20 protein-coding genes and 2 pseudogenes are annotated in these 17,954 nt (G+C 37.3%); 9 read left to right on the forward strand and 13 right to left on the reverse strand.

What is annotated here, in order from left to right; genetic code table 11:
• Positions 1-155 (reverse strand): annotated as a pseudogene (locus B3D47_RS09425) (TetR/AcrR family transcriptional regulator); the annotation flags it as partial.
• 232 nt (positions 156-387) lie between these two features.
• On the opposite strand from B3D47_RS09425, the gene prpB reads away from it, so the two are divergent.
• Positions 388-1,272 (forward strand): methylisocitrate lyase, encoded by an 885-nt coding sequence (prpB, locus tag B3D47_RS09430; RefSeq protein WP_004810717.1) that lies wholly within the window; start codon positions 388-390, stop codon positions 1,270-1,272.
• Between the two features lie 4 nt (positions 1,273-1,276).
• On the forward strand, positions 1,277-2,419 hold the full coding sequence (prpC, locus tag B3D47_RS09435) for a bifunctional 2-methylcitrate synthase/citrate synthase (RefSeq protein ID WP_004894563.1): 1,143 nt from the start codon (positions 1,277-1,279) through the stop codon (positions 2,417-2,419).
• An 80-nt stretch (positions 2,420-2,499) separates the two neighbouring features.
• Here the strand turns inward: prpC and B3D47_RS09440 are convergent, their stop codons facing one another.
• Positions 2,500-3,114 (reverse strand): hypothetical protein, encoded by a 615-nt coding sequence (locus B3D47_RS09440; RefSeq protein ID WP_005221848.1) that lies wholly within the window; start codon positions 3,112-3,114, stop codon positions 2,500-2,502.
• Between the two features lie 39 nt (positions 3,115-3,153).
• On the reverse strand, positions 3,154-3,636 hold the full coding sequence (locus B3D47_RS09445; protein ID WP_005221849.1) for a CinA family protein: 483 nt from the start codon (positions 3,634-3,636) through the stop codon (positions 3,154-3,156).
• Between the two features lie 252 nt (positions 3,637-3,888).
• Between B3D47_RS09445 and B3D47_RS09450 the strand changes: the two genes are divergently transcribed.
• Together B3D47_RS09450 and B3D47_RS09455 are read left to right on the forward strand one after the other, a co-directional pair.
• Positions 3,889-4,119: a hypothetical protein gene (locus B3D47_RS09450; RefSeq protein WP_004809153.1), complete on the forward strand. Its 231-nt coding sequence runs from the start codon at positions 3,889-3,891 to the stop codon at positions 4,117-4,119.
• Between the two features lie 910 nt (positions 4,120-5,029).
• Positions 5,030-5,314, forward strand: a complete 285-nt coding sequence (locus tag B3D47_RS09455; RefSeq protein ID WP_004809157.1) for a hypothetical protein — start codon at positions 5,030-5,032, stop codon at positions 5,312-5,314.
• Positions 5,315-5,639: 325 nt separating this feature from the next.
• Here B3D47_RS09455 and B3D47_RS09460 read toward each other — a convergent pair whose 3' ends face one another.
• Positions 5,640-5,900 (reverse strand): WYL domain-containing protein, encoded by a 261-nt coding sequence (locus B3D47_RS09460; RefSeq protein ID WP_005221850.1) that lies wholly within the window; start codon positions 5,898-5,900, stop codon positions 5,640-5,642.
• Positions 5,901-6,288: 388 nt separating this feature from the next.
• Here B3D47_RS09460 and B3D47_RS09465 point away from each other — a divergent pair, with 388 nt between their 5' ends.
• Complete coding sequence (locus B3D47_RS09465; RefSeq protein WP_005221851.1) at positions 6,289-6,489, forward strand: hypothetical protein; 201 nt, start codon at positions 6,289-6,291, stop codon at positions 6,487-6,489.
• Positions 6,490-6,613: 124 nt separating this feature from the next.
• On the opposite strand, the gene B3D47_RS09470 is transcribed toward B3D47_RS09465, so the two are convergent.
• Positions 6,614-7,258 carry an SOS response-associated peptidase gene (locus B3D47_RS09470; RefSeq protein WP_005221852.1) on the reverse strand — a complete coding sequence of 215 codons (645 nt, stop codon included), beginning with the start codon at positions 7,256-7,258 and terminating at the stop codon, positions 6,614-6,616.
• Positions 7,259-7,724: 466 nt separating this feature from the next.
• On the opposite strand from B3D47_RS09470, the gene B3D47_RS09475 reads away from it, so the two are divergent.
• The 4 genes and pseudogenes from B3D47_RS09475 to B3D47_RS09490 all read left to right on the forward strand — a co-directional run bounded on the left by B3D47_RS09475 (position 7,725) and on the right by B3D47_RS09490 (position 12,383).
• The gene (locus B3D47_RS09475) at positions 7,725-7,865 is read left to right on the forward strand and encodes a hypothetical protein (RefSeq protein WP_004809164.1); all 141 of its coding nucleotides are present in this window, start codon (positions 7,725-7,727) and stop codon (positions 7,863-7,865) included.
• Between the two features lie 710 nt (positions 7,866-8,575).
• Positions 8,576-9,036: pseudogene (locus tag B3D47_RS09480) on the forward strand (Hsp20 family protein).
• Between the two features lie 380 nt (positions 9,037-9,416).
• Positions 9,417-9,557, forward strand: coding sequence for a hypothetical protein (locus tag B3D47_RS09485; protein ID WP_167367443.1), 141 nt, complete (start codon positions 9,417-9,419; stop codon positions 9,555-9,557).
• Between the two features lie 1,563 nt (positions 9,558-11,120).
• The gene (locus B3D47_RS09490; protein WP_286861674.1) at positions 11,121-12,383 is read left to right on the forward strand and encodes a tyrosine-type recombinase/integrase; all 1,263 of its coding nucleotides are present in this window, start codon (positions 11,121-11,123) and stop codon (positions 12,381-12,383) included.
• 12 nt (positions 12,384-12,395) lie between these two features.
• Here the strand turns inward: B3D47_RS09490 and B3D47_RS09495 are convergent, their stop codons facing one another.
• The 8 genes from B3D47_RS09495 to B3D47_RS09530 form a co-directional block, all read right to left on the reverse strand.
• Complete coding sequence (locus B3D47_RS09495; protein ID WP_348892252.1) at positions 12,396-12,662, reverse strand: helix-turn-helix domain-containing protein; 267 nt, start codon at positions 12,660-12,662, stop codon at positions 12,396-12,398.
• Entirely contained in the window at positions 12,662-12,901 is a 240-nt protein-coding gene (locus B3D47_RS09500) for a response regulator (RefSeq protein ID WP_286861676.1), read from the reverse strand. Before B3D47_RS09500 ends, B3D47_RS09495 begins: the two co-directional genes overlap by 1 nt.
• Positions 12,898-14,142 carry a hypothetical protein gene (locus B3D47_RS09505; RefSeq protein WP_286861679.1) on the reverse strand — a complete coding sequence of 415 codons (1,245 nt, stop codon included), beginning with the start codon at positions 14,140-14,142 and terminating at the stop codon, positions 12,898-12,900. The genes B3D47_RS09500 and B3D47_RS09505 overlap by 4 nt, the downstream gene beginning before the upstream one ends.
• Positions 14,139-15,257 carry an ATP-binding protein gene (locus B3D47_RS09510; RefSeq protein WP_286861682.1) on the reverse strand — a complete coding sequence of 373 codons (1,119 nt, stop codon included), beginning with the start codon at positions 15,255-15,257 and terminating at the stop codon, positions 14,139-14,141. The genes B3D47_RS09505 and B3D47_RS09510 overlap by 4 nt, the downstream gene beginning before the upstream one ends.
• A 1-nt stretch (position 15,258) precedes the next feature.
• Positions 15,259-15,795, reverse strand: a complete 537-nt coding sequence (locus B3D47_RS09515) for a hypothetical protein (RefSeq protein WP_286861685.1) — start codon at positions 15,793-15,795, stop codon at positions 15,259-15,261.
• A complete protein-coding gene (locus B3D47_RS09520) occupies positions 15,792-16,226 on the reverse strand; it encodes a hypothetical protein (protein ID WP_286861688.1) in 435 nt (144 codons plus the stop codon). The genes B3D47_RS09515 and B3D47_RS09520 overlap by 4 nt, the downstream gene beginning before the upstream one ends.
• Positions 16,227-16,606: 380 nt before the next feature.
• Positions 16,607-16,780: a hypothetical protein gene (locus B3D47_RS09525; protein WP_174894566.1), complete on the reverse strand. Its 174-nt coding sequence runs from the start codon at positions 16,778-16,780 to the stop codon at positions 16,607-16,609.
• 46 nt (positions 16,781-16,826) lie between these two features.
• On the reverse strand, positions 16,827-17,774 hold the full coding sequence (locus B3D47_RS09530; RefSeq protein ID WP_286861693.1) for a GGDEF domain-containing protein: 948 nt from the start codon (positions 17,772-17,774) through the stop codon (positions 16,827-16,829).
• Positions 17,775-17,954: the final 180 nt, after the last annotated feature.

Genomic DNA, 17,954 nt, shown 5'->3' on the forward strand with positions numbered 1-17,954 from the left:
ACCTCATGTTTGAATTCGCCCAGTGATACAGCATCATAACCATGTTCCAGGAACAGCTCTGTTGCACTGATCAAAAGGGCGAGACAGCGCTCATGACCACGCTTGGTCTGTGGCACATCTTTGGCTAAGGGTTCCAGTTGAACGAGATCCTGCATATTGACGACTAAATCAGCACTTTTCGATTATTTCAGTTGCCATCATAACAAAGTTGTGCGCACATTTCATGGAGACTGCTGTATCTATTATCTCGACTAAGATTTATGCTAAATCTATCCGCATTATTTGACTAAAGTTTTAGAGTTTTTATTCTATCAGGCCATGGATTGAGCGTTTTGAATAGGTATACTCGAACTTCAATAATTATAGCCAACACTGTGGAAAGGGAAGATGACACAACAAATGTCTGCAGGTTTAAAGTTTAGAGAAGCATTAGAAACTGAGAAACCACTACAAATCATTGGAACCGTAAATGCCTATGCAGCCATGATGGCGAAACAGGTCGGTTATAAAGCCCTTTATGTCTCTGGTGCCGGTGTGGCCAATTATTCTTATGGATTGCCTGACCTGGGTATGACCAGTCTTGATAATGTCCTTGAAGATGTACGCCGTATTACTGAACGTGTGGATACGCCATTACTGGTAGATATTGATACAGGCTGGGGTGGTGCATTTAATATTGCTCGTAGCATTAAGCAGATGATTGCAGCTGGCGCAGCAGCAGTACATATTGAAGACCAGGTAGCACAAAAGCGTTGCGGCCACCGTCCAAATAAAGAAATCGTATCGCAACAGGAAATGGTAGACCGGATCAAGGCGGCAGTGGATGCCAAAACGGATTCTAACTTTGTGGTCATGGCACGTACCGATGCCTTGCAAAAAGAAGGCTTACAGGCTGTGATTGATCGTGCTTGCGCCTGTGTAGAAGCGGGTGCGGATGCGATCTTTGCTGAGGCAATGACGGACATCACCATGTATAGAACAGTCTGCGATGCGGTGGGTGTACCTGTTTTGGCAAATATCACCGAATTTGGTGATACACCGTATTACACCACCGAAGAACTGGCTGAGCAGGGCATTCGTATGGTGCTATATCCACTGTCAGCTACCCGTGCAATGCAAAAGGCGGCTTTAGAAGTGATGCAGTCGATCCGTCAAAACGGTACTCAGGTAAATGTACTGGACAAAATGCAACAACGAAAAGAACTCTACGAATTTTTAGATTATCACAGCTTCGAAGACACATTAGATAAACTGTTTAAGCAGGAGAATTAAAACAATGGCTGAAGGAAAAGTACTCACTGGCGCAGGATTGCGTGGACAAGTCGCAGGGAAAACGGCACTTTCAACAGTAGGCAAAAGCGGTGCAGGACTGACATATCGTGGTTACGATGTGCAGGATCTGGCAGAACACTGCCAGTTTGAAGAAGTAGCCTATCTGATTTTCTTTGGTGAATTGCCAACTGCCGAGCAGCTTGCAGCTTATAAGGCAAAACTTAAGTCATTACGTCGCCTTCCGCAAGCACTGAAAGAAGTGCTGGAACGCATTCCGGCGGACTCGCATCCAATGGATGTGATGCGTACCGGCGTCTCCATGCTGGGTAATCTGGAAACAGAAAAGTCTTTTGCTGAACAGCAGGATGTAGCGGATCGTATTCTGGCAACGCTACCCGCGATTATCTGTTACTGGTATCGCTATAGCCATGACGGCATCCGTATTGATGAAAATACCGATGATGATTCAATCGGTGCTCAATTCCTGCACTTACTGCGTGGTGAAAAGCCAAATGCGCTGCATGAGCAGGTGATGAATGTATCACTGATTCTATATGCAGAGCATGAATTCAATGCTTCAACTTTCACCGCACGCGTATGTGCATCGACATTGTCTGATTTGCATTCTTGTATTACCGGTGCGATTGGCTCACTACGTGGTCCCCTGCATGGTGGTGCCAATGAAGCCGCGATGGATATGATTGAAAACTGGACGTCGCCAGAAGAAGCTGAGCGTGAAATGCTGGGTATGCTGGAACGTAAAGAAAAGATCATGGGCTTCGGTCATGCAATCTACAAAGACAATGATCCGCGTAACGGTATTATCAAGCAGTGGTCAGAGAAGCTGGCGAAAGATGTAGGCGACACCGTACTTTATCCAGTCTCAGTCCGTTGTGAAGAAGTCATGTGGCGTGAGAAGAAATTATTCTGTAATGCTGATTTCTTCCATGCATCTGCTTATCACTTCATGGGTATTCCAACCAAACTGTTTACACCGATCTTTGTGATGTCACGCGTTACCGGTTGGGCAGCGCATGTGATGGAACAGCGTGCAGATAACCGTATTATCCGTCCAAGCGCAGACTATACGGGTCCGGAACTACGTAAAGTGATTCCAATTGCTGAGCGCGGCGCTGTAGCAGTTTAAGTTACAGCTATTGTAAATAAAAAAATAAGGTCTCTCGTCAGACCTTATTTTTTTATAGGTTATATTTATTTAATCTTCATTTAATGGCTGAGCAGGGCGGGATCTTCAATGTGATACCCAGTTTCAAATTGAATGCCTAAATATTTTACAGTGACCAGTAATTTATCCTGTTTCGGAATTTTATAGATCTGATTTAACCTTAAATCGGGTTTATAGCTGATAGCCTGTTGTATTGGACTCTTATAGTGACCTGATTCAATCCGATATTGATAGGTCCATTTAGGTACGCTTTGTTTCGGATCATGCCATGCAGGTGCAGTGCCTTTTCTGGTCTTTAGTAACTTGAGCTGAATATTCTGCTTCGGAAGAGGAACTACCGGAGTCAAACGTTTCTTGATTTTGGCAATTTCCTGATCAAACTTCTTGCTATTCTGATCATAGTCAATTTTCTTGGTTTTAGGATTGATATATAGGGAATTGACCTGAATCAGCTGGTTTGGCATCTTGGATTTAAAATTATAATAATACAGTTGAGGCAGACGTCCACGCCCATCCAGATAATGGCGCAACAGATATAGTTTTTGGTCCTTGGCTTCATAACCCAAAACTTCAAGGTTTTGTGGGCCACCCACCGTCGCAAGGCTCAATGGACTAAGACAAATACCAAGTAAAAACAAACTAATATTGACTTTCATCATTATCCTCATCCACTAATTTTTTATAAAGACGCGAAATTAAGCAGTTTTGCTATCAATTAAATCCATCATTTGATCAGCAATCTGTTCCGTCAATATATCCAGGCGTTCCTCAGGTGTACCATCAATCAGATAGCGATAATCATAAGTTTGACCTTCATAGAAAACCGAAACAAAAAACGTTCCTACCGGCTTTTCTTTACATTCACTACCACCAGGTTTGAGCAAGCCGGTACACGCTACGATCAAATCGGCTTCTTGAAACAGCTTCTGGCCGGTAATCGCAAGCGCATTCGTCACTTCCGGGGATTCAGGTGAATATTTATCAATTAAATCCTGAGGTACCCCTAAGATTGACATTTTCAGATTGGCATCATAACAAACCAGTCCAACGAGTAAAATTTGTGCACCACATTCTTTATAAAGCGAAAACTGGCTGCTTAAATAGCCTGAGCTTGCACTTTCTACAAAAGCAACTTTCAGTTTTTTTTGTTCGAGTAAATCACAACATTCTTTTAACATGGCTATCATTTTTATTTGAGGGTGATGTATTCAATGTATAGACGAAATGCGGATTCTTCAATCACCCTTACGATTGTATACATTTATACAAAACATGCTGTTAAAAGCTAAATATGAGATACACATGTTCAAAATTCAGCGAATGAGTGTGTTTGACCAAGAGTTAAGCAAAATTTGCATTTAACGGTATCATCTAAGCTTAAACAGTGGTAAAAATAAAAATAAAGTGCTTGATGAAAGTAGGTTGTTACAATGAAAACTACAGTTAAATATGTAGTCCTGAAAAGTCTGGACTATCAGTTGGGTACCCCTTTATTTCAGGAAGAAATTGATGCGGATGCACAGTATTTTGATCAGATTCCTGCGATTATTACCTACCAGAATTTAAAACTAAAGGTGAAAAGCAAGGAGTTAAAACGTTTGCAATTACCCGATGAAAAAGAAGATACTCAAACGATTATTGTAAAAATGGTCGCGATTTAATTAATAATTTGAATAAGATTGAAAAAACCTCTTTTTTAGAGGTTTTTTAATAAACTATTAGATAACAATATATTATAAAATGTTTGCTTACTTATTTTTATTTATTATTATGTTTAATTAAAGTGTTTATAATGCAGTAATTAATATCTTAAAAGGGTTACTTTTTTTGTTTTTGTTCCTCGTTTTAATCATATATTAATAATTAAAAATAAAATTTCCCTTCATTTTTAGGGGAATATCATGAAAAACTTTTATCAGCGGCGATTCCTTTGGTTTTTATTTTTGGTCTTTTTGCATAAGTGAATGTATTGATCAATCTTCAGATGGTTACAGATTGCGGAAACTATGTCGTAGCGCATGGGATTGACGATTCTGCTTATATACAAAATTATAATATGATGGAAAGATATACTAATTGACTTAACTATATTTAGACTAGAATGATCGGTAATTGGGTCTTCGCCCCATACTTAACCCAATTGTTTAATCTTCTCAAAAATGACTTATATTTTAATTGAGTGTATAATCAATTTTTGATCTTCCCTGTATAAAGTATTTAGAATCTTTATATAGGTTTTGATGTCTTGAAAAAATATTAAATCTAAGTTTTATAGTTAATAATTTTACGAATTATAAATAAAATATTTATATTTTAAAAAATTAGAATTTTGCATTTTTTAAGATATAGATTTCATCTGCACATATTAGTAGCTATTCTTATTATTTACGAGATGCTTGGGTAAATAATGTAAGTGTAAAAATGGATTATCAATAGTTTAAATCAATTTATTTTACATTGAATTAGTCTGTAACAGGTTATGACTTGGAGTTTATGCAGAAGGCTGTAGAGTAAATACTGAACTCGTAAAGATCGGTTCATTTACTTATAAAGGAAAAAGGAGCGTCTCCAATGGCTAACCAAAACCAACAAAATCCGAACCAGAATCAGCAACAGCGTCAGCAAAATCAGCAAGACCAATGGCAAAATCCAAATCAACAGCAACAGCAACAGCCTAACCAGCAAAATCAACAGAACCCAAATCAACGTCAGCAAAATCAGCAGAACCAGCAAGATCAACAGAATCAGCAGGATCTGCAACAGCAACAGCAGCCTAATCAACAAGGTCAACAGCAAGATTCAACACAACAAGCTCATCAGCGTGATCAACAAAATCAACGCGGACAACAGCGCTAAGTATTGAAACTCGAAGAAAGCCGCCATAAGGCGGTTTTCTTTTGGGCTTCATAACTGAATTTAAGTTTGGAAAGACGTTGATGAAGAAAATGTAGAATAAAGTACTGTCTCAAAAATTATGCATCTTATTTTTAAAAGTTATGTAAATAGATAATAGTTAATTAAATTTTTGATCATTCTATAAATCAAAGAAGCTAAATTGATTGTAAATTAATCAATAAAAAATATATTAGTTTCATTTATTATTAGACTTGTTAAAGTTGGCCTGCATTGTAATAGGTGGACTTTGATAGGACAGTCTGATTTTTATTGATGAAATTTGAGCCTAAACCTCTACGATCCAGCGTGGATAAAAAGTATTTTCTGTTTCTTCAACGAAAATAATATTATCAACATGAAAATTTCGGATACCATCTCTGCGAATGTCATAACAAAAAAATTTCTCAGTCTTACCTTTACGACGATAACTATAAGGTTCCGCCTCGCGTGTTTCAATTGAACCGTCATCTTCTCGCGCAGTGATGATAATGGTATGCAAGTTACGTCCAGCTGAGGAAATTATTTCTTTGATATTCCGATTACTCATATTAACCTCGATATCAATATAAATATCGCATGAAATACAACTGATAAACTCATGTTTTAAAAATAATTCTAATCAGAGCTTTATTATGTGGTATCTCTAGAAGGTTATGGTTTTGTTGTGTATCCATCCCTTAATAAAATTTCTATTTTAATCAGGTATAAGATAACTGATTATCTTTGTTAGCTTACTTTCAAGAAAAATTTTATTTTTAAATCATTTAAATTATAGATTTCGGCTAAGAGAAAAATTAGCGGATAGTTTTTTTTAAATATTTTAGATTCTACTCGTCTTTCTTTTTAGTTACACAAATGATGATTGTTGACTATTGAATAACTTTAACCAATGTTTGAGCATAAGAATTTCTCATGATAACTATGAAGGGATCGCCATGAAAGATGAAGAAAAGCCTTTAAACTTTGATGATGATAATGAGCCTCTGGAATTTGATGACGAGGAATTTATTGATGATAAGAAGGAAGATGAATTATATAATGCAATTACTAAAGATGGTTCAAGTGTTGACCCGGCAGATGATGCTACGCGTCATACACGTCCGGAAGATGGTGATCCTCTAGAAGTGGAAGAGTGAAACTAATTTTACTCCAATAAAGCCCAATTTTATTTGGGCTTTTAATTGTCTTTTAAAAAGTTTTAATAAAATACTTTTGCTCTTTAAGTATTTAAATAAGTAAACTGAATGCTGTTAGGGATACTTAATTTTTCTTATCTAATGAATTTTCTTTATTCTGAGGCTTGACAATAAATTCGTCTTTCATTTCAATAAAAAAATCATTGGCTTCTTCATGAGTACAGTGCAACCAGTCATACCGCAATTCTTCCGGGATGACAATAATCGAACGCTTTTCATCGTTCGGACGGTGAAACTGTTTCATAAATGGATGTTTATCTGCGTTCATGGTCAACATTGAAAAAGATCTGATTCTCTTGCCATCAATATGGGCATCATCATAAATTGCAGCAACAGTAAAAGGGTTACCGTCTGCACGTGAAATTCCGAACCAATGTGAATTTCCCTCTATATATTTAGGTTCATAGAAGACCTCTACAGGCACCAATGCAAATTGATTTTTTACCCAGGCATGCCGAAAACTGGGTTTGCCGGCAACTGTTTCAGTACGTGCATTATAGGTGTGACGACCAAATTTTAATTCTTTCGCCCAGGAAGGGATTAATCCAAAATGGGCAATATCGAGTTCAAAATTTTCCGTACCACGCATAATGATAGGAGCAGGTGCAAGTGGATAGACATGAGATTTAATTTCTAATTCTAGCTGCTCTTCATGAATGTCGAGTAAAGACAAGCGTTGTTTCGACGGAAACTCATAGTTTGAACACATACTTAACCTCTACATTCTAATTTTTGTCTTTAATAAAAATTAAGATAAGATGAATATAGACACAAAACCACTTAAAAACGTAATTACACTTTTTGCAGGTTTGGAATATCTTTCCACTAGGCATTAAACATGAAATATAAACATTTTAATCTTTAAGAAATTGATCATGTAATGCACTCAGACCTAGTATGCCGGATGACTATTATTTTATTTTTATTAGAATAAGGACATAATTAAACAGAAGGAATTTAAGTCATAATTAACTTGAATTGACCTTTTTGACAAAACTGTGGTGCAAGAGTGTAGGTTAATTACAATGTTTACTTAACTGTATATTTTTTACTCAATACTATTTATCTTACCTACATTCAATTACATACAGAACATAAAATCATCAAAACTAAGTTGGAAGGCTACAATTTTGAATGATAGTTTAAGTTTAAATTTTTAGTATCTGAGGTGAACAATGAAATTGTTGACATTATTAGGTGTAGGTGTGGCTGCAAGCTGTTGCTATCAAGTTATTAAAAATAATCAGCCAATTCTCGCAAATCCGGATTTTGATGAGACAGTAAAGCGATTTTTATTAAAAGAGTTCTCGGCTTAATTGCTGGAACAATATTGTTAAGTAGATTCCTCAAATTTTCTTAGATTCAGGAAATTCTCAATGTGATGTAAATGATCTTATTTAATCTTTAATAAGATGATATTTAAATCAAGGCAGTTAAAAGAGGAAAATACTTAAACATTCCCATAAACTTATTCATAGGAAGAAAAATTATGCTAAACCTTATATTTTGTTTATTGGCTTTGAAGGGTGCAACTGAAATTGATCATCAGGTCCATGGGGGCGAGGTAGGTGACAATAAGGATTGAGTCTAATTAGATAGACGCTCATAAAACCCGGCAGAGAGAAAATTTTATCCTTATCAATTAAGATTTTAGTTAAATATTTTATTGACAATCTCTTGAATCTTGATTATTTTACTAGGTGTTCAAAAAGCTCCACACTTGATTAAATATCGAGTTTTATCCGCATCTTCCCCAAGGTGCGGTTTTTTTTATAAAAAAATATTAATTTTTTGCCTTTCCTAAGAAAAAAACGATGTTTTAAATACTTACTTAAATTTAATTTTTTCTAAATGTGCCGGGAAAAATATAAATAGGGCAAGAAATGTATTTTCATTTATTTCTGCCGTTGAAAATACCTGCATGTACCCTGATAAATAAGATAGCAATCCAGATATTGCTTCTTATTCGATTATCAAAATCGATAATGAAGTCTCAGCTGGTTGATAAAATCAGGAGGGTGTTACGATGAGTAATTTCAGTTTATCACCACTATTCCGTCGGAGTATTGGTTTTGACCGCTTAAGTGATCTATTCGATTTTGCATTACAAAGCGATACGCCAAACTTTCCCCACTATAATATTGAAAAAACAGGAGATAATAATTATCGTATTTCTGTTGCAACTGCAGGATTTAATCAGGATCAACTCGAGATTAATTTGGAAAACAAGGTACTGACTATAACTGGTAAAGTAGTAGAAGAAGAAAACGATCCAAACGTTGAATATTTATATAAGGGAATCGCAAGCCGTTCATTTAAGTTATCGTTACGCCTTGATGGACATGTCGAGGTTCAGCAGGCAGATTATGACAATGGTTTACTGACTATAGATCTAAAACGGAATGTCCCTGAGAGGCGATGGTACACCAGATTCCTATTGGTCGTAAAAATAATGAACAGGTATGGGGAGAGTCGAAGACTCAATAATAAAAATAGTTTTCTAATAAGAATAGAACAAATTTAAGCCACCTTCGGGTGGTTTTTTATTACCTCCAGAACTAGGTTGCTGGTTTGATTATTTGTTGCAATAATTAAATTTCAGACTTATTTAGTATGGATATATATTTAATTTGTATACATATTTGTATTTTTTATAGATTGTCTATTGTTTGATCGTTGTATGTTTTATCAACTATCCTAAATCAGCGCAAAATGGTTAAGGGGAAAGCTCACAGGAATGTGGGCTTTTTTATTTTATATACATAAATTAACCTTTCATTTAAAAAAACTTTCCAAATAGCTTTGGAATGCAATTCATATAGATGATACCTATAGAGGTTGTTATTTCTAATCTATTGAGGTGAGCAATGAAATTATTAACATTGATTGGCGCAGGCGTATTGGCTGGATATTGTTATAAAAAGGCTAAATACAAAAAGGGGAATGCAAAAAACTGTTCTCATCATGAAGCGGAGACAGAATCTAAGGCATCAAATACCCCTGAATAAATTGATCAAAGGCCTCACAAATGAGTGAGGTCTTCGACTATTTAGAAAGGAAAAATAACAATCAAATGCAAATATTAGTTAAATTAATCTTTGGCCTGGTTTTACTGAAGAAACGACTAGGCTGAGTATTTGATTAGCAGCTTTCTGGAGATTTATATATTTATGAGAAGGCATCATACTTGTTTAACAAGTACTTAAAGAAACATAAAACTAACGGGTAAGAACTATCAATATATATTTCCTATACTTACATGAATCTATTCAGAAGTTACCTTTAAATAGTTTTAAGAGAAAATATTTGATTAAGGACTATAAAATTGTACTCAGAGATTGATCTGCTTAATTTTATATAGTTAGATGAGATTTTTAAATTCAAGGGATCATTCCCCTTATATTTTGAAATAGGGGGGCACTAAAGCAAGGAGATCGATATGTTCCAGTTCGTGCTTTGCTTATTTGGCCTACATAGTACCATTGAGTTTGAATGTACGGCTGATAGCGAAGAAATTAAGTTATGTCGCGATTGCTTGAAAGAAATTAAATAGGTTTAGTACAGTAGGGCTAGATACATTTGGATATAAAGTTACCCTGTTTCTTAAGGTGAAGTCAGGGCTGGTCTATTAGAAGCTAAAAAAATATCATTAAATATTCAATAGAAATTCATAATGATAAAGCTTTGTACGTGGTTCAATGATTTTGATGAAAATGATCATGGTGAATAATGAAAGTCAAATTTTTAAAGATGCATATTGGAAGTAAGCCGTCTGTCGATTTAATGATAGAAAATATAATTAACTGGATTCATTAGATTTAATCTGAATTAATAAAGTGCAAATATTTTAAAATTTCTAGTAATCCTTTATATTTAGGATTCAGTGTTAAGATAGGCTACAATATAAGTAACAAGAAGTCAGAGTGCACTTTAATGACTAAACTTGAAATATTGATAACTTTATTGGCTATCATAATTATTAGTACAGTGATCTACGTATTGGCCCATACTTTGTAATTAAACCTCCTTTGGGAGGTTTTTTTATGAAGTGTTATTTTTGGGTACTTGTTAATATAAAGCTGTAATGAACCAAAAGCTCATAAAAATATACCAAGGATCAAATGTTAATGAAATAGGATGAATATTCTTATTGATAATTAGAAGCTTCTGACATTATTTGAGGTATGACAATGATTTAATTAACAAAAAATTGGATAAAATTTTGGAAAAGTAATTTCGTAAAATTTACAAAAAATAAACTTTATAGATTGTTGAGTCGAGATGAAGACAAACGAATACAATGTGATTCATTCTTAAATCTTTTAAGTTTATAAATCATTAGGTAAGCCTATTTTAATGCTCAATCTTCCCATCCAGTCGCGACTTGGCGGATTCTATTTCTGTTATAGCATACTTGTGGGGTTTGTTAATTCATTAAATTAAATAAAAACAATTATTTATAGTGATTTTTAAGGGTGTTTTATTGCTTAAAAGTTTGACTTGTAGACTATTTGTAGACTGTTGAGAAACATGATTTAATCATTGCGAGCTAAAGTGTTGATGATCCAATTATGAAACTCAACAAGTCTAATGTTGATGCTATCCCATTGTCTGAATCTGGTCAAAAGATTTACCGAGATCAAGATCTGATCGGTTTCTGTGTCCGTGCCACCACTAAATCTAAATCTTATATTGTGGAGCGTCGTTATTCAGGCGAGCTTTACCGGGTCGTACTCGGTAAGACCAATGAAATATCTGCAATCGCTGCACGTGCCAAAGCACAAATGATTTTGGCTCAAATTGCTAATGGGGAATACCAGAAACCAGTAAAAGGGAAGGCTGCTGAAAATCCACTGGATATCACAGTAGGTCAGGCATTGGATATCTATATCAAGCGCAATGACTTTAAACCCAAAACTATCCGACAATATAATAAATATTTTGACCTATATTTAGGCTGGTCAAATCGAAAGCTATTTGAAATTACTAAAAATGAAGTACTGGATAAGTTCCTGACAGTTTCGGAACTCAGTAAATCATCCGCAAATGGAGCTATTTCACTACTGGGTACATTGTGGAAATACATCCATGTGCTTTATTCATCGGACGAAGCTCCAATCCTAAAATCTAATCCGGTTGATATTATTTCGGTTACCAAAGGCTGGAATACACTTGAACGTCGAGAGCGTCATCTACATAAAGATGTTATTCACAAATATTATGATGCTGTCCTGAATTACCAAGATGAATTGAATCTTAAAAATACAGCACGCTCGAATACTCACCGAGACATCATCCTATTTACGATGTACACCGGTTGCCGTCGTCAGGAAGTTTGTGGTCTGAAGTGGTCAGATATCAATTTTAAAACTGGTACCGTACTTTTTAGAGATACAAAAAATGGTACGGACCATCTGTTTCCAGTAGGTGATCATCTACTGAAGATCTTAAAGGACCGTTACCTGTTAAGGGAGAGTGACTGGGTGTTCCCAGCAACCAAAATGCCGACCGCAGCCAACATGCATGCAACTAAGGTTGACCGTGCATTAAAAGTGATTGGTGATCAGGTGGGCTACTATGTATCAATGCATGATTTCAGACGCACCTTTGCCACGATCTGTAACTTATTACGCTTCAATATCTATGTGACTAAACGACTTCTCAACCATACACAAAAGCCACGCATTGATGTCACTGGCGGTTATGTACAAATTCCAATGGAAGAGCTGAAAGCATCTATGAATATGATTGAGGCGGTATATCAAGGAAAAATAGACTGCTTTAATTATGAAAGTGTATGGGATGAAAGGCTGAAACAAATAAAGGCAGGGTAAACCTGCCTTCTACTATGCATATTGCGCTGTACAAGTGACTGTACGGCTTTTCTCATATGCCAGTACATCACTTTTCTTATAGGCTACACGCCGTCCAATTTTAGTGTAAGGCAATTCAGAACCATTACAACGCATACGAGCCAGAGTCCAGGGTGAACAGCCAAGGTACATGGCAACAACCTCATGACCAAAATTCTGATCTGCAGGTGCATCAATGAAATCCTTCAGCATACGGTTCTGTTGATCTTCATTTGTTTCTTTTAAATTACGTAAAGTCATCATGACACCTTCTTCACTTCTACACTAAGCAAGTGCTCTTCAAATTCTTTACCAAGCTCATATGCTGCTTGATTTCCGCCCAATTCCTCCGTCACCAGCACGTGCTGGTGACGTTTTTTAATAAGGCGATCCGCTGTATTTGCTGTGAAGCCTTTACCAGCCTGTTTGACTGAGTAACCCAATTTCTCAAACCAGATTTGAAAGGCTACCGCATTTTTAGGTTTGACTACTTTTTTCATGATGCACCAGGTAATGGATAGGTAAGGCGATACAGCTCAGATCGACGCTTCTCAACCATCTTCATTAGACGAGGTTGAATCACTTCATCACATGCAGACACATCAATTTCCAATGCATCTAGCTCCGTTAAATCTTCGGCACGTTGAATAAGAACCGACAGTGATGGCTGCCCATTAGCATCATTCAGCTGAACTAGACGTTTATGGATGGCCTCAAGCAGTGGCTTGCGTTGTTCTTCGGTCCAAGCCCTGGTGTATCGAACCAAACTATTTGCTTCTGCAGGGGTAATTGCTTTACTGGCACAATCCAATAGATCATTAAGCAAATTGTGATATTCCTCACTTGCATCCTGTGTTTTACCGCTCATTAGATTTTCTGCTTCTTGCTGCAATCTTTTCAGCTCGGCAACACTTAAGTTTTCAGATGGCTGCTCATCCTTAGGCGTGTATTGTTCAGGATCCAGTTCAAGCAATTTATCTTCAGTCAGCTTGCACAAGTGCTGTTGATCTTTTTGGTCTAAGTATCCATTGGCCAGAAATACGTGACGGAATGAAAGAACGTCATCAGGATTAGTAAACTGGTCAATTTGCGCTGTAAACTTTTCAACAAGCTTTATCGAGTTAGTTTCAACAGAATCTTCTTCAGTTTCTGTAACCGGAGCTTCAATATTAACAATCGCTTCTTGTACTGTGATCTCAATAGGCTGAACTACCTCTGGCTCAGGCTGTTTTTCAATATCTGGTACAGCATTATTTGGACCAGCTGGAATGCCAGGCTGTTCAGTATCTTCCTTGGCTTTTCGACTACGACGTTTCTTTTCAGGCTTGTAATGACTTTCTATAGTCAAAGGGTAAGGAATGTCTCGTCCAAGAAGTTTACCAATTGCCTGAAGTTGCAACTCAGCATTTTCCTGATCCGCTTGGGCGAAACCATAACGTACAGATTCAACATACTTTCCAGACAGTGAAGTGAATTGAGTATGTACAACACAATGAGGGAAAACCAGGAAAATTTCTTGACCCTCCACCACGTCATCAAGCGTTAAAGGTTTAGTAAACGTAATATCAGCCAGCTCCATAGTTTCAACTTTGATAGAGAACTCATAGCCAGGCATTGCAAAGATAGTTGCCGGGAAACGATCTAGATCATCGAAATCCATCAATTCACCAACGGCGCGGCACATAATTTTTCGGCCAGCCATCATTGCTTCAAAAGCTTCTTTTCCGTTTAAAATTTTCATGCCATTGATTCCTTCGCTAATTGTTCAATTTCTTGTTGTACCGCTGCCAGTTTGCTGGCTTCAATTTGGTTTAGTGCATCAATACCTAGGTGCTCACATACTGTTTTTGCATCCAGACCGCGTGCATCGATAAAGTCTTGGAACTCAGATAATTGCTGATCACTAAGACCAAAGAATTCAGCTGGATCAGACCAGCGCTTTTGGTCTTTGTTGTATGTGCAATCAAGTTCTTTAGCTCTTGATTTGACAGCATTCCACATGTTCAATACGTAGCAATGGCCTTGTGGCAATGCTTCAGTAAGCTGATTTAAGTCACTTGCGTATTGCGCTTCAGCACAGCTCTGCATCCAATTATCCAAATCCTCTTGAGCTTTGATTGCTGCAAGTTGCTCTGGTGTCATGGTGTTAATGTGATCTTTAGCCTGCTTGATTAAGTCAGCCAGAAACGTAGGACTGGCCTTTAAATCTGGCACCCACACTTCACCAGTTTCACCGCCAAGGCCACCGGCATTCTTAGCGTGATGGGTAGGGCAAGGCTTAAAGCTGATTACCCGGGCATGCTTACCTTCACCAGTGGTAACCGTAGTTAAGTAACCCATGATGTCTGCAATGCGATATAGCTCATTACGGTTCTTACCCCCAAGATCTGGTCGGTAAATTACTTGGTCACCATTCTGATCTTCTGAAGCATGAGCAATGAAAACTACATCTTTGCCTGAAGCAATCAGCGTATTCACATACTGCTTGAAAATGTTGTTGGCCAAGCCCTGTGCTTTGAGTTTCAAAGAGCCATCTTTCTGTTTATTGGTCGCATTCAGCATTAAATGAGTTTTGATGCTTTCAAGCATTGCACCAACGGTATCAATCACAATCGTCTTGAATGGTTCCAGATCCTGCATGGTCAGATTAGCGACATCGGCCCATTGATTGACCTGAACCACAGCACCGCGACGCAATTCACCAGTACGATGAGAACCTTTGTCAAAGTCGAAAGAAATAGCTTTTTCGCCGGTGAAACCAATAGAAGTTTTACCCAAGCCTGGATCTGCATACAGATACACGATGATGGCTTGGACAAGTAGCGGCTGGTCCGCTGGAATAATATTAATCGCCATCTCAACGTACTCCTGCAGGACGGTTATTACGCTTAAAGTTCTTATAATCTTCTGATGCAAAGAAGCCGGTACTCTCTAAAGCTTGGTGACGCTTATTTTTGCGCATAGCGACACGTGCATTTTCCAAACCATCTAAAATCCATTGTGGGGTAACTGATTTATCCATTTTCTTAAGTGAGCCATCAGGTTGAATGGAGTAGAGAAGTGTGTTGCAAAAATAATCAGCAATCGTCCCTGAGCTTTTGACACGTAAAGCGAAATAGCTCACACGATTTTTGCCCACTCGATAGATTTCAAGGCCTTCAAGTGTCTTGATGTATTCAGAGAAATAGCGGTGGCTAGAAGTAGACTCTATTGGCATTGGAATCACAGGTAGCTCATCTGCTTTGAATTGCAGGAAACCAGTGTAAAGGTCCACAAAATTAATTTGAGTTCGATCATCAAGAGGAGACCAGTCATCAGAGCCACATTCACACCAGTAGACTAGCTGGCCATTTAAAAGTGCTTCAAAAATTTGATCAGCAGAATTTAAAATCATGACTGCACCTCCACCAGACGATGTTTCATGATGTAGCCGGCGATCATTGAATTGATTTCGCGGTGATCTTGATGATCAGTGAAGTCGTTATATGGATTGCCATTAGCATCGAACACCTTGATTTCACCTAGTTCAACGACTTCTATATTTGTGAATTCGGAACCTGGTACACCATAATCATCCGGGTTTGCTTCAACTTCAAATGAAGTGATTTCCAAACGGAAACCATCCAGATTTACGACAGCTTCACCGTGTACATCGTCGAGCATCTTTAAAGAGACGATTCCATATTCAGATTGAATATTTTGAGCTGGTGCTACCTGGTCAGTACCAAAGTCAGCAAGATGAGCAAATGCCAAGGCGCTTACAGTTAGGGCAGCGGTAAACAGAGTTACCTTGAAGCTATTGTGTGGAGTTAATTTTGTGTTCATAATAATTTCACTCAGTAGGGTGATGGGTCACGCTCCAGGTTGTTACAGCAACGCTGGGGCTTTTTGTTGTCTGTGAGATAAAGGTAAGTTAACTTACCTAAATAGTCAACACTTAAAGTAATGAAAGTTACTTAATTCTTAATTTATGCTTTAATAGACAAAAGAAAACCCATCACAGGGATGGGTTGTTTGGAGATTATAATAATGACTAGAGAAGAGTTTCGGGCGAATCTATATCAAACATATGTGTCTTTAGGTACACATGATCATGTACTGATACAGGAGTACATAAATATAGCTGAAGCTTATGTATTCGATAATAAGCAGCTCACTATTACTGATCAAGAGGCGATGGTTTCAAGACTTACCGAAAGTCAAAATTAGTTATCTGAACCAATTATCTTCAAGCATTCAGTATAAATTTCTTTCCAGTACTCAACTTCACCGGATCGAATATTATCCTTCATATTTTGAGTTAATTGATGGGACAATCGTGTTTGTATGATTTTATCAGCCATCTCAATAGCTAAGCGTTTTTCTTCAATTGAAGGCATATTTTGCTCCACCCGATCCAAGAGCCGCTCGGGTATGCGTTTTTTATTAATTAGTCTCAGGTGATTTGCTTAGGGCTTTATCCTGATACATTTTTTCATCTGCCTCTATGATAGCTGCTGATAGACCGTATGCTGGATTTCGCATTGCAAAACCAATTGCAGCACTAATGCCAGCTTTTGCAATAGCAGTTTGAATTCTGGTTGCAAGTTTATCCGCATTTTCTCGGTTGGTTTCAATACTGAGTACAGCAAACTCATCACCACCTAGACGAGCGACAATATCATTATTGCGTACAGTGTTTTTGAGAGTTAAAGCCATTTTTTGAATGAGTTCATCACCTGCAGCATGCCCCAAAGTATCATTGGTGATTTTGAGGTCATTAAGATCAATCATAAGAATAGCAACAGGGTGACCATATCGCTTGCAGCGCTTTTCTTCTAATTCAATTAACTGATCCCAAGCACGACGGTTAAAAAGACCAGTCATAGGATCGGACAATGCCTCTATTTCAAACTGTTCAGCTTTACGTATGTACTCAGCGGCTTTTAATTCAGCTTGAATATTATAGCTAAGCACTTGTGCTAGCAGCTCAAATAATGGAGCTTCCTCGACCAGATTTTTAGACTGAGGTTCAGGATCGATTGCACAGAGAGTGCCAAAAAGGGACCCATCTTCTTTATACAGAGGTTGGCCGATATAGGCTTTAATTGGGACTAAGTGATTTATAGGTGCGTCTACGTAAACTTGAATATCAGGTGAATAGGGGGCAATGCGAGGTGCATTATTTTGTACCATGTGCGAGCAGAAGGAGTCTGCCCAGCGAAATACCTGTCCTGGCTTAACGTCATAACCATTATCTTCACTTAGTAACACGATCCAGTCATCACCTTCGGTACGGGTAATCATCCATAACTTAAATCCAAATCGTTGAGATAAGAATTTTAAAATAGCTTGGCCAGCCTCTTCGAAATTCTTAAAGTTGATATTATTCATTAAGTTAGTCCGATGTTTGTACTAAGAGAGATGTGAAAAAAACAATTTTTAGACTACAGCGTCATATATTATAATTTTAAACTGATTAGCTCACTAATTATTCAAAAATTTAACTCACTTTACTTAAAATTTTTAGAAATTCCATCGGCTAATAAATAGGAATATTACTTCATATAATAA

The organism is Acinetobacter sp. UBA3461 (assembly GCF_002381195.1).
In the GTDB taxonomy this organism is placed as follows: domain Bacteria; phylum Pseudomonadota; class Gammaproteobacteria; order Pseudomonadales; family Moraxellaceae; genus Acinetobacter; species Acinetobacter schindleri.

Bases quoted from the DNA above. Each gene is read 5' to 3' on its own strand.
- prpB (WP_004810717.1), top strand. From the start codon at position 388: ATGACACAACAAATGTCTGCAGGTTTAAAGTTTAGAGAAGCATTAGAA.
- prpC (WP_004894563.1), top strand. From the start codon at position 1,277: ATGGCTGAAGGAAAAGTACTCACTGGCGCAGGATTGCGTGGACAAGTC.
- B3D47_RS09440 (WP_005221848.1), bottom strand. From the start codon at position 3,114: ATGAAAGTCAATATTAGTTTGTTTTTACTTGGTATTTGTCTTAGTCCA.
- B3D47_RS09445 (WP_005221849.1), bottom strand. From the start codon at position 3,636: ATGTTAAAAGAATGTTGTGATTTACTCGAACAAAAAAAACTGAAAGTT.
- B3D47_RS09450 (WP_004809153.1), top strand. From the start codon at position 3,889: ATGAAAACTACAGTTAAATATGTAGTCCTGAAAAGTCTGGACTATCAG.
- B3D47_RS09455 (WP_004809157.1), top strand. From the start codon at position 5,030: ATGGCTAACCAAAACCAACAAAATCCGAACCAGAATCAGCAACAGCGT.
- B3D47_RS09460 (WP_005221850.1), bottom strand. From the start codon at position 5,900: ATGAGTAATCGGAATATCAAAGAAATAATTTCCTCAGCTGGACGTAAC.
- B3D47_RS09465 (WP_005221851.1), top strand. From the start codon at position 6,289: ATGAAAGATGAAGAAAAGCCTTTAAACTTTGATGATGATAATGAGCCT.
- B3D47_RS09470 (WP_005221852.1), bottom strand. From the start codon at position 7,258: ATGTGTTCAAACTATGAGTTTCCGTCGAAACAACGCTTGTCTTTACTC.
- B3D47_RS09475 (WP_004809164.1), top strand. From the start codon at position 7,725: ATGAAATTGTTGACATTATTAGGTGTAGGTGTGGCTGCAAGCTGTTGC.
- B3D47_RS09485 (WP_167367443.1), top strand. From the start codon at position 9,417: ATGAAATTATTAACATTGATTGGCGCAGGCGTATTGGCTGGATATTGT.
- B3D47_RS09490 (WP_286861674.1), top strand. From the start codon at position 11,121: ATGAAACTCAACAAGTCTAATGTTGATGCTATCCCATTGTCTGAATCT.
- B3D47_RS09495 (WP_348892252.1), bottom strand. From the start codon at position 12,662: ATGACTTTACGTAATTTAAAAGAAACAAATGAAGATCAACAGAACCGT.
- B3D47_RS09500 (WP_286861676.1), bottom strand. From the start codon at position 12,901: ATGAAAAAAGTAGTCAAACCTAAAAATGCGGTAGCCTTTCAAATCTGG.
- B3D47_RS09505 (WP_286861679.1), bottom strand. From the start codon at position 14,142: ATGAAAATTTTAAACGGAAAAGAAGCTTTTGAAGCAATGATGGCTGGC.
- B3D47_RS09510 (WP_286861682.1), bottom strand. From the start codon at position 15,257: ATGGCGATTAATATTATTCCAGCGGACCAGCCGCTACTTGTCCAAGCC.
- B3D47_RS09515 (WP_286861685.1), bottom strand. From the start codon at position 15,795: ATGATTTTAAATTCTGCTGATCAAATTTTTGAAGCACTTTTAAATGGC.
- B3D47_RS09520 (WP_286861688.1), bottom strand. From the start codon at position 16,226: ATGAACACAAAATTAACTCCACACAATAGCTTCAAGGTAACTCTGTTT.
- B3D47_RS09525 (WP_174894566.1), bottom strand. From the start codon at position 16,780: ATGCCTTCAATTGAAGAAAAACGCTTAGCTATTGAGATGGCTGATAAA.
- B3D47_RS09530 (WP_286861693.1), bottom strand. From the start codon at position 17,774: ATGAATAATATCAACTTTAAGAATTTCGAAGAGGCTGGCCAAGCTATT.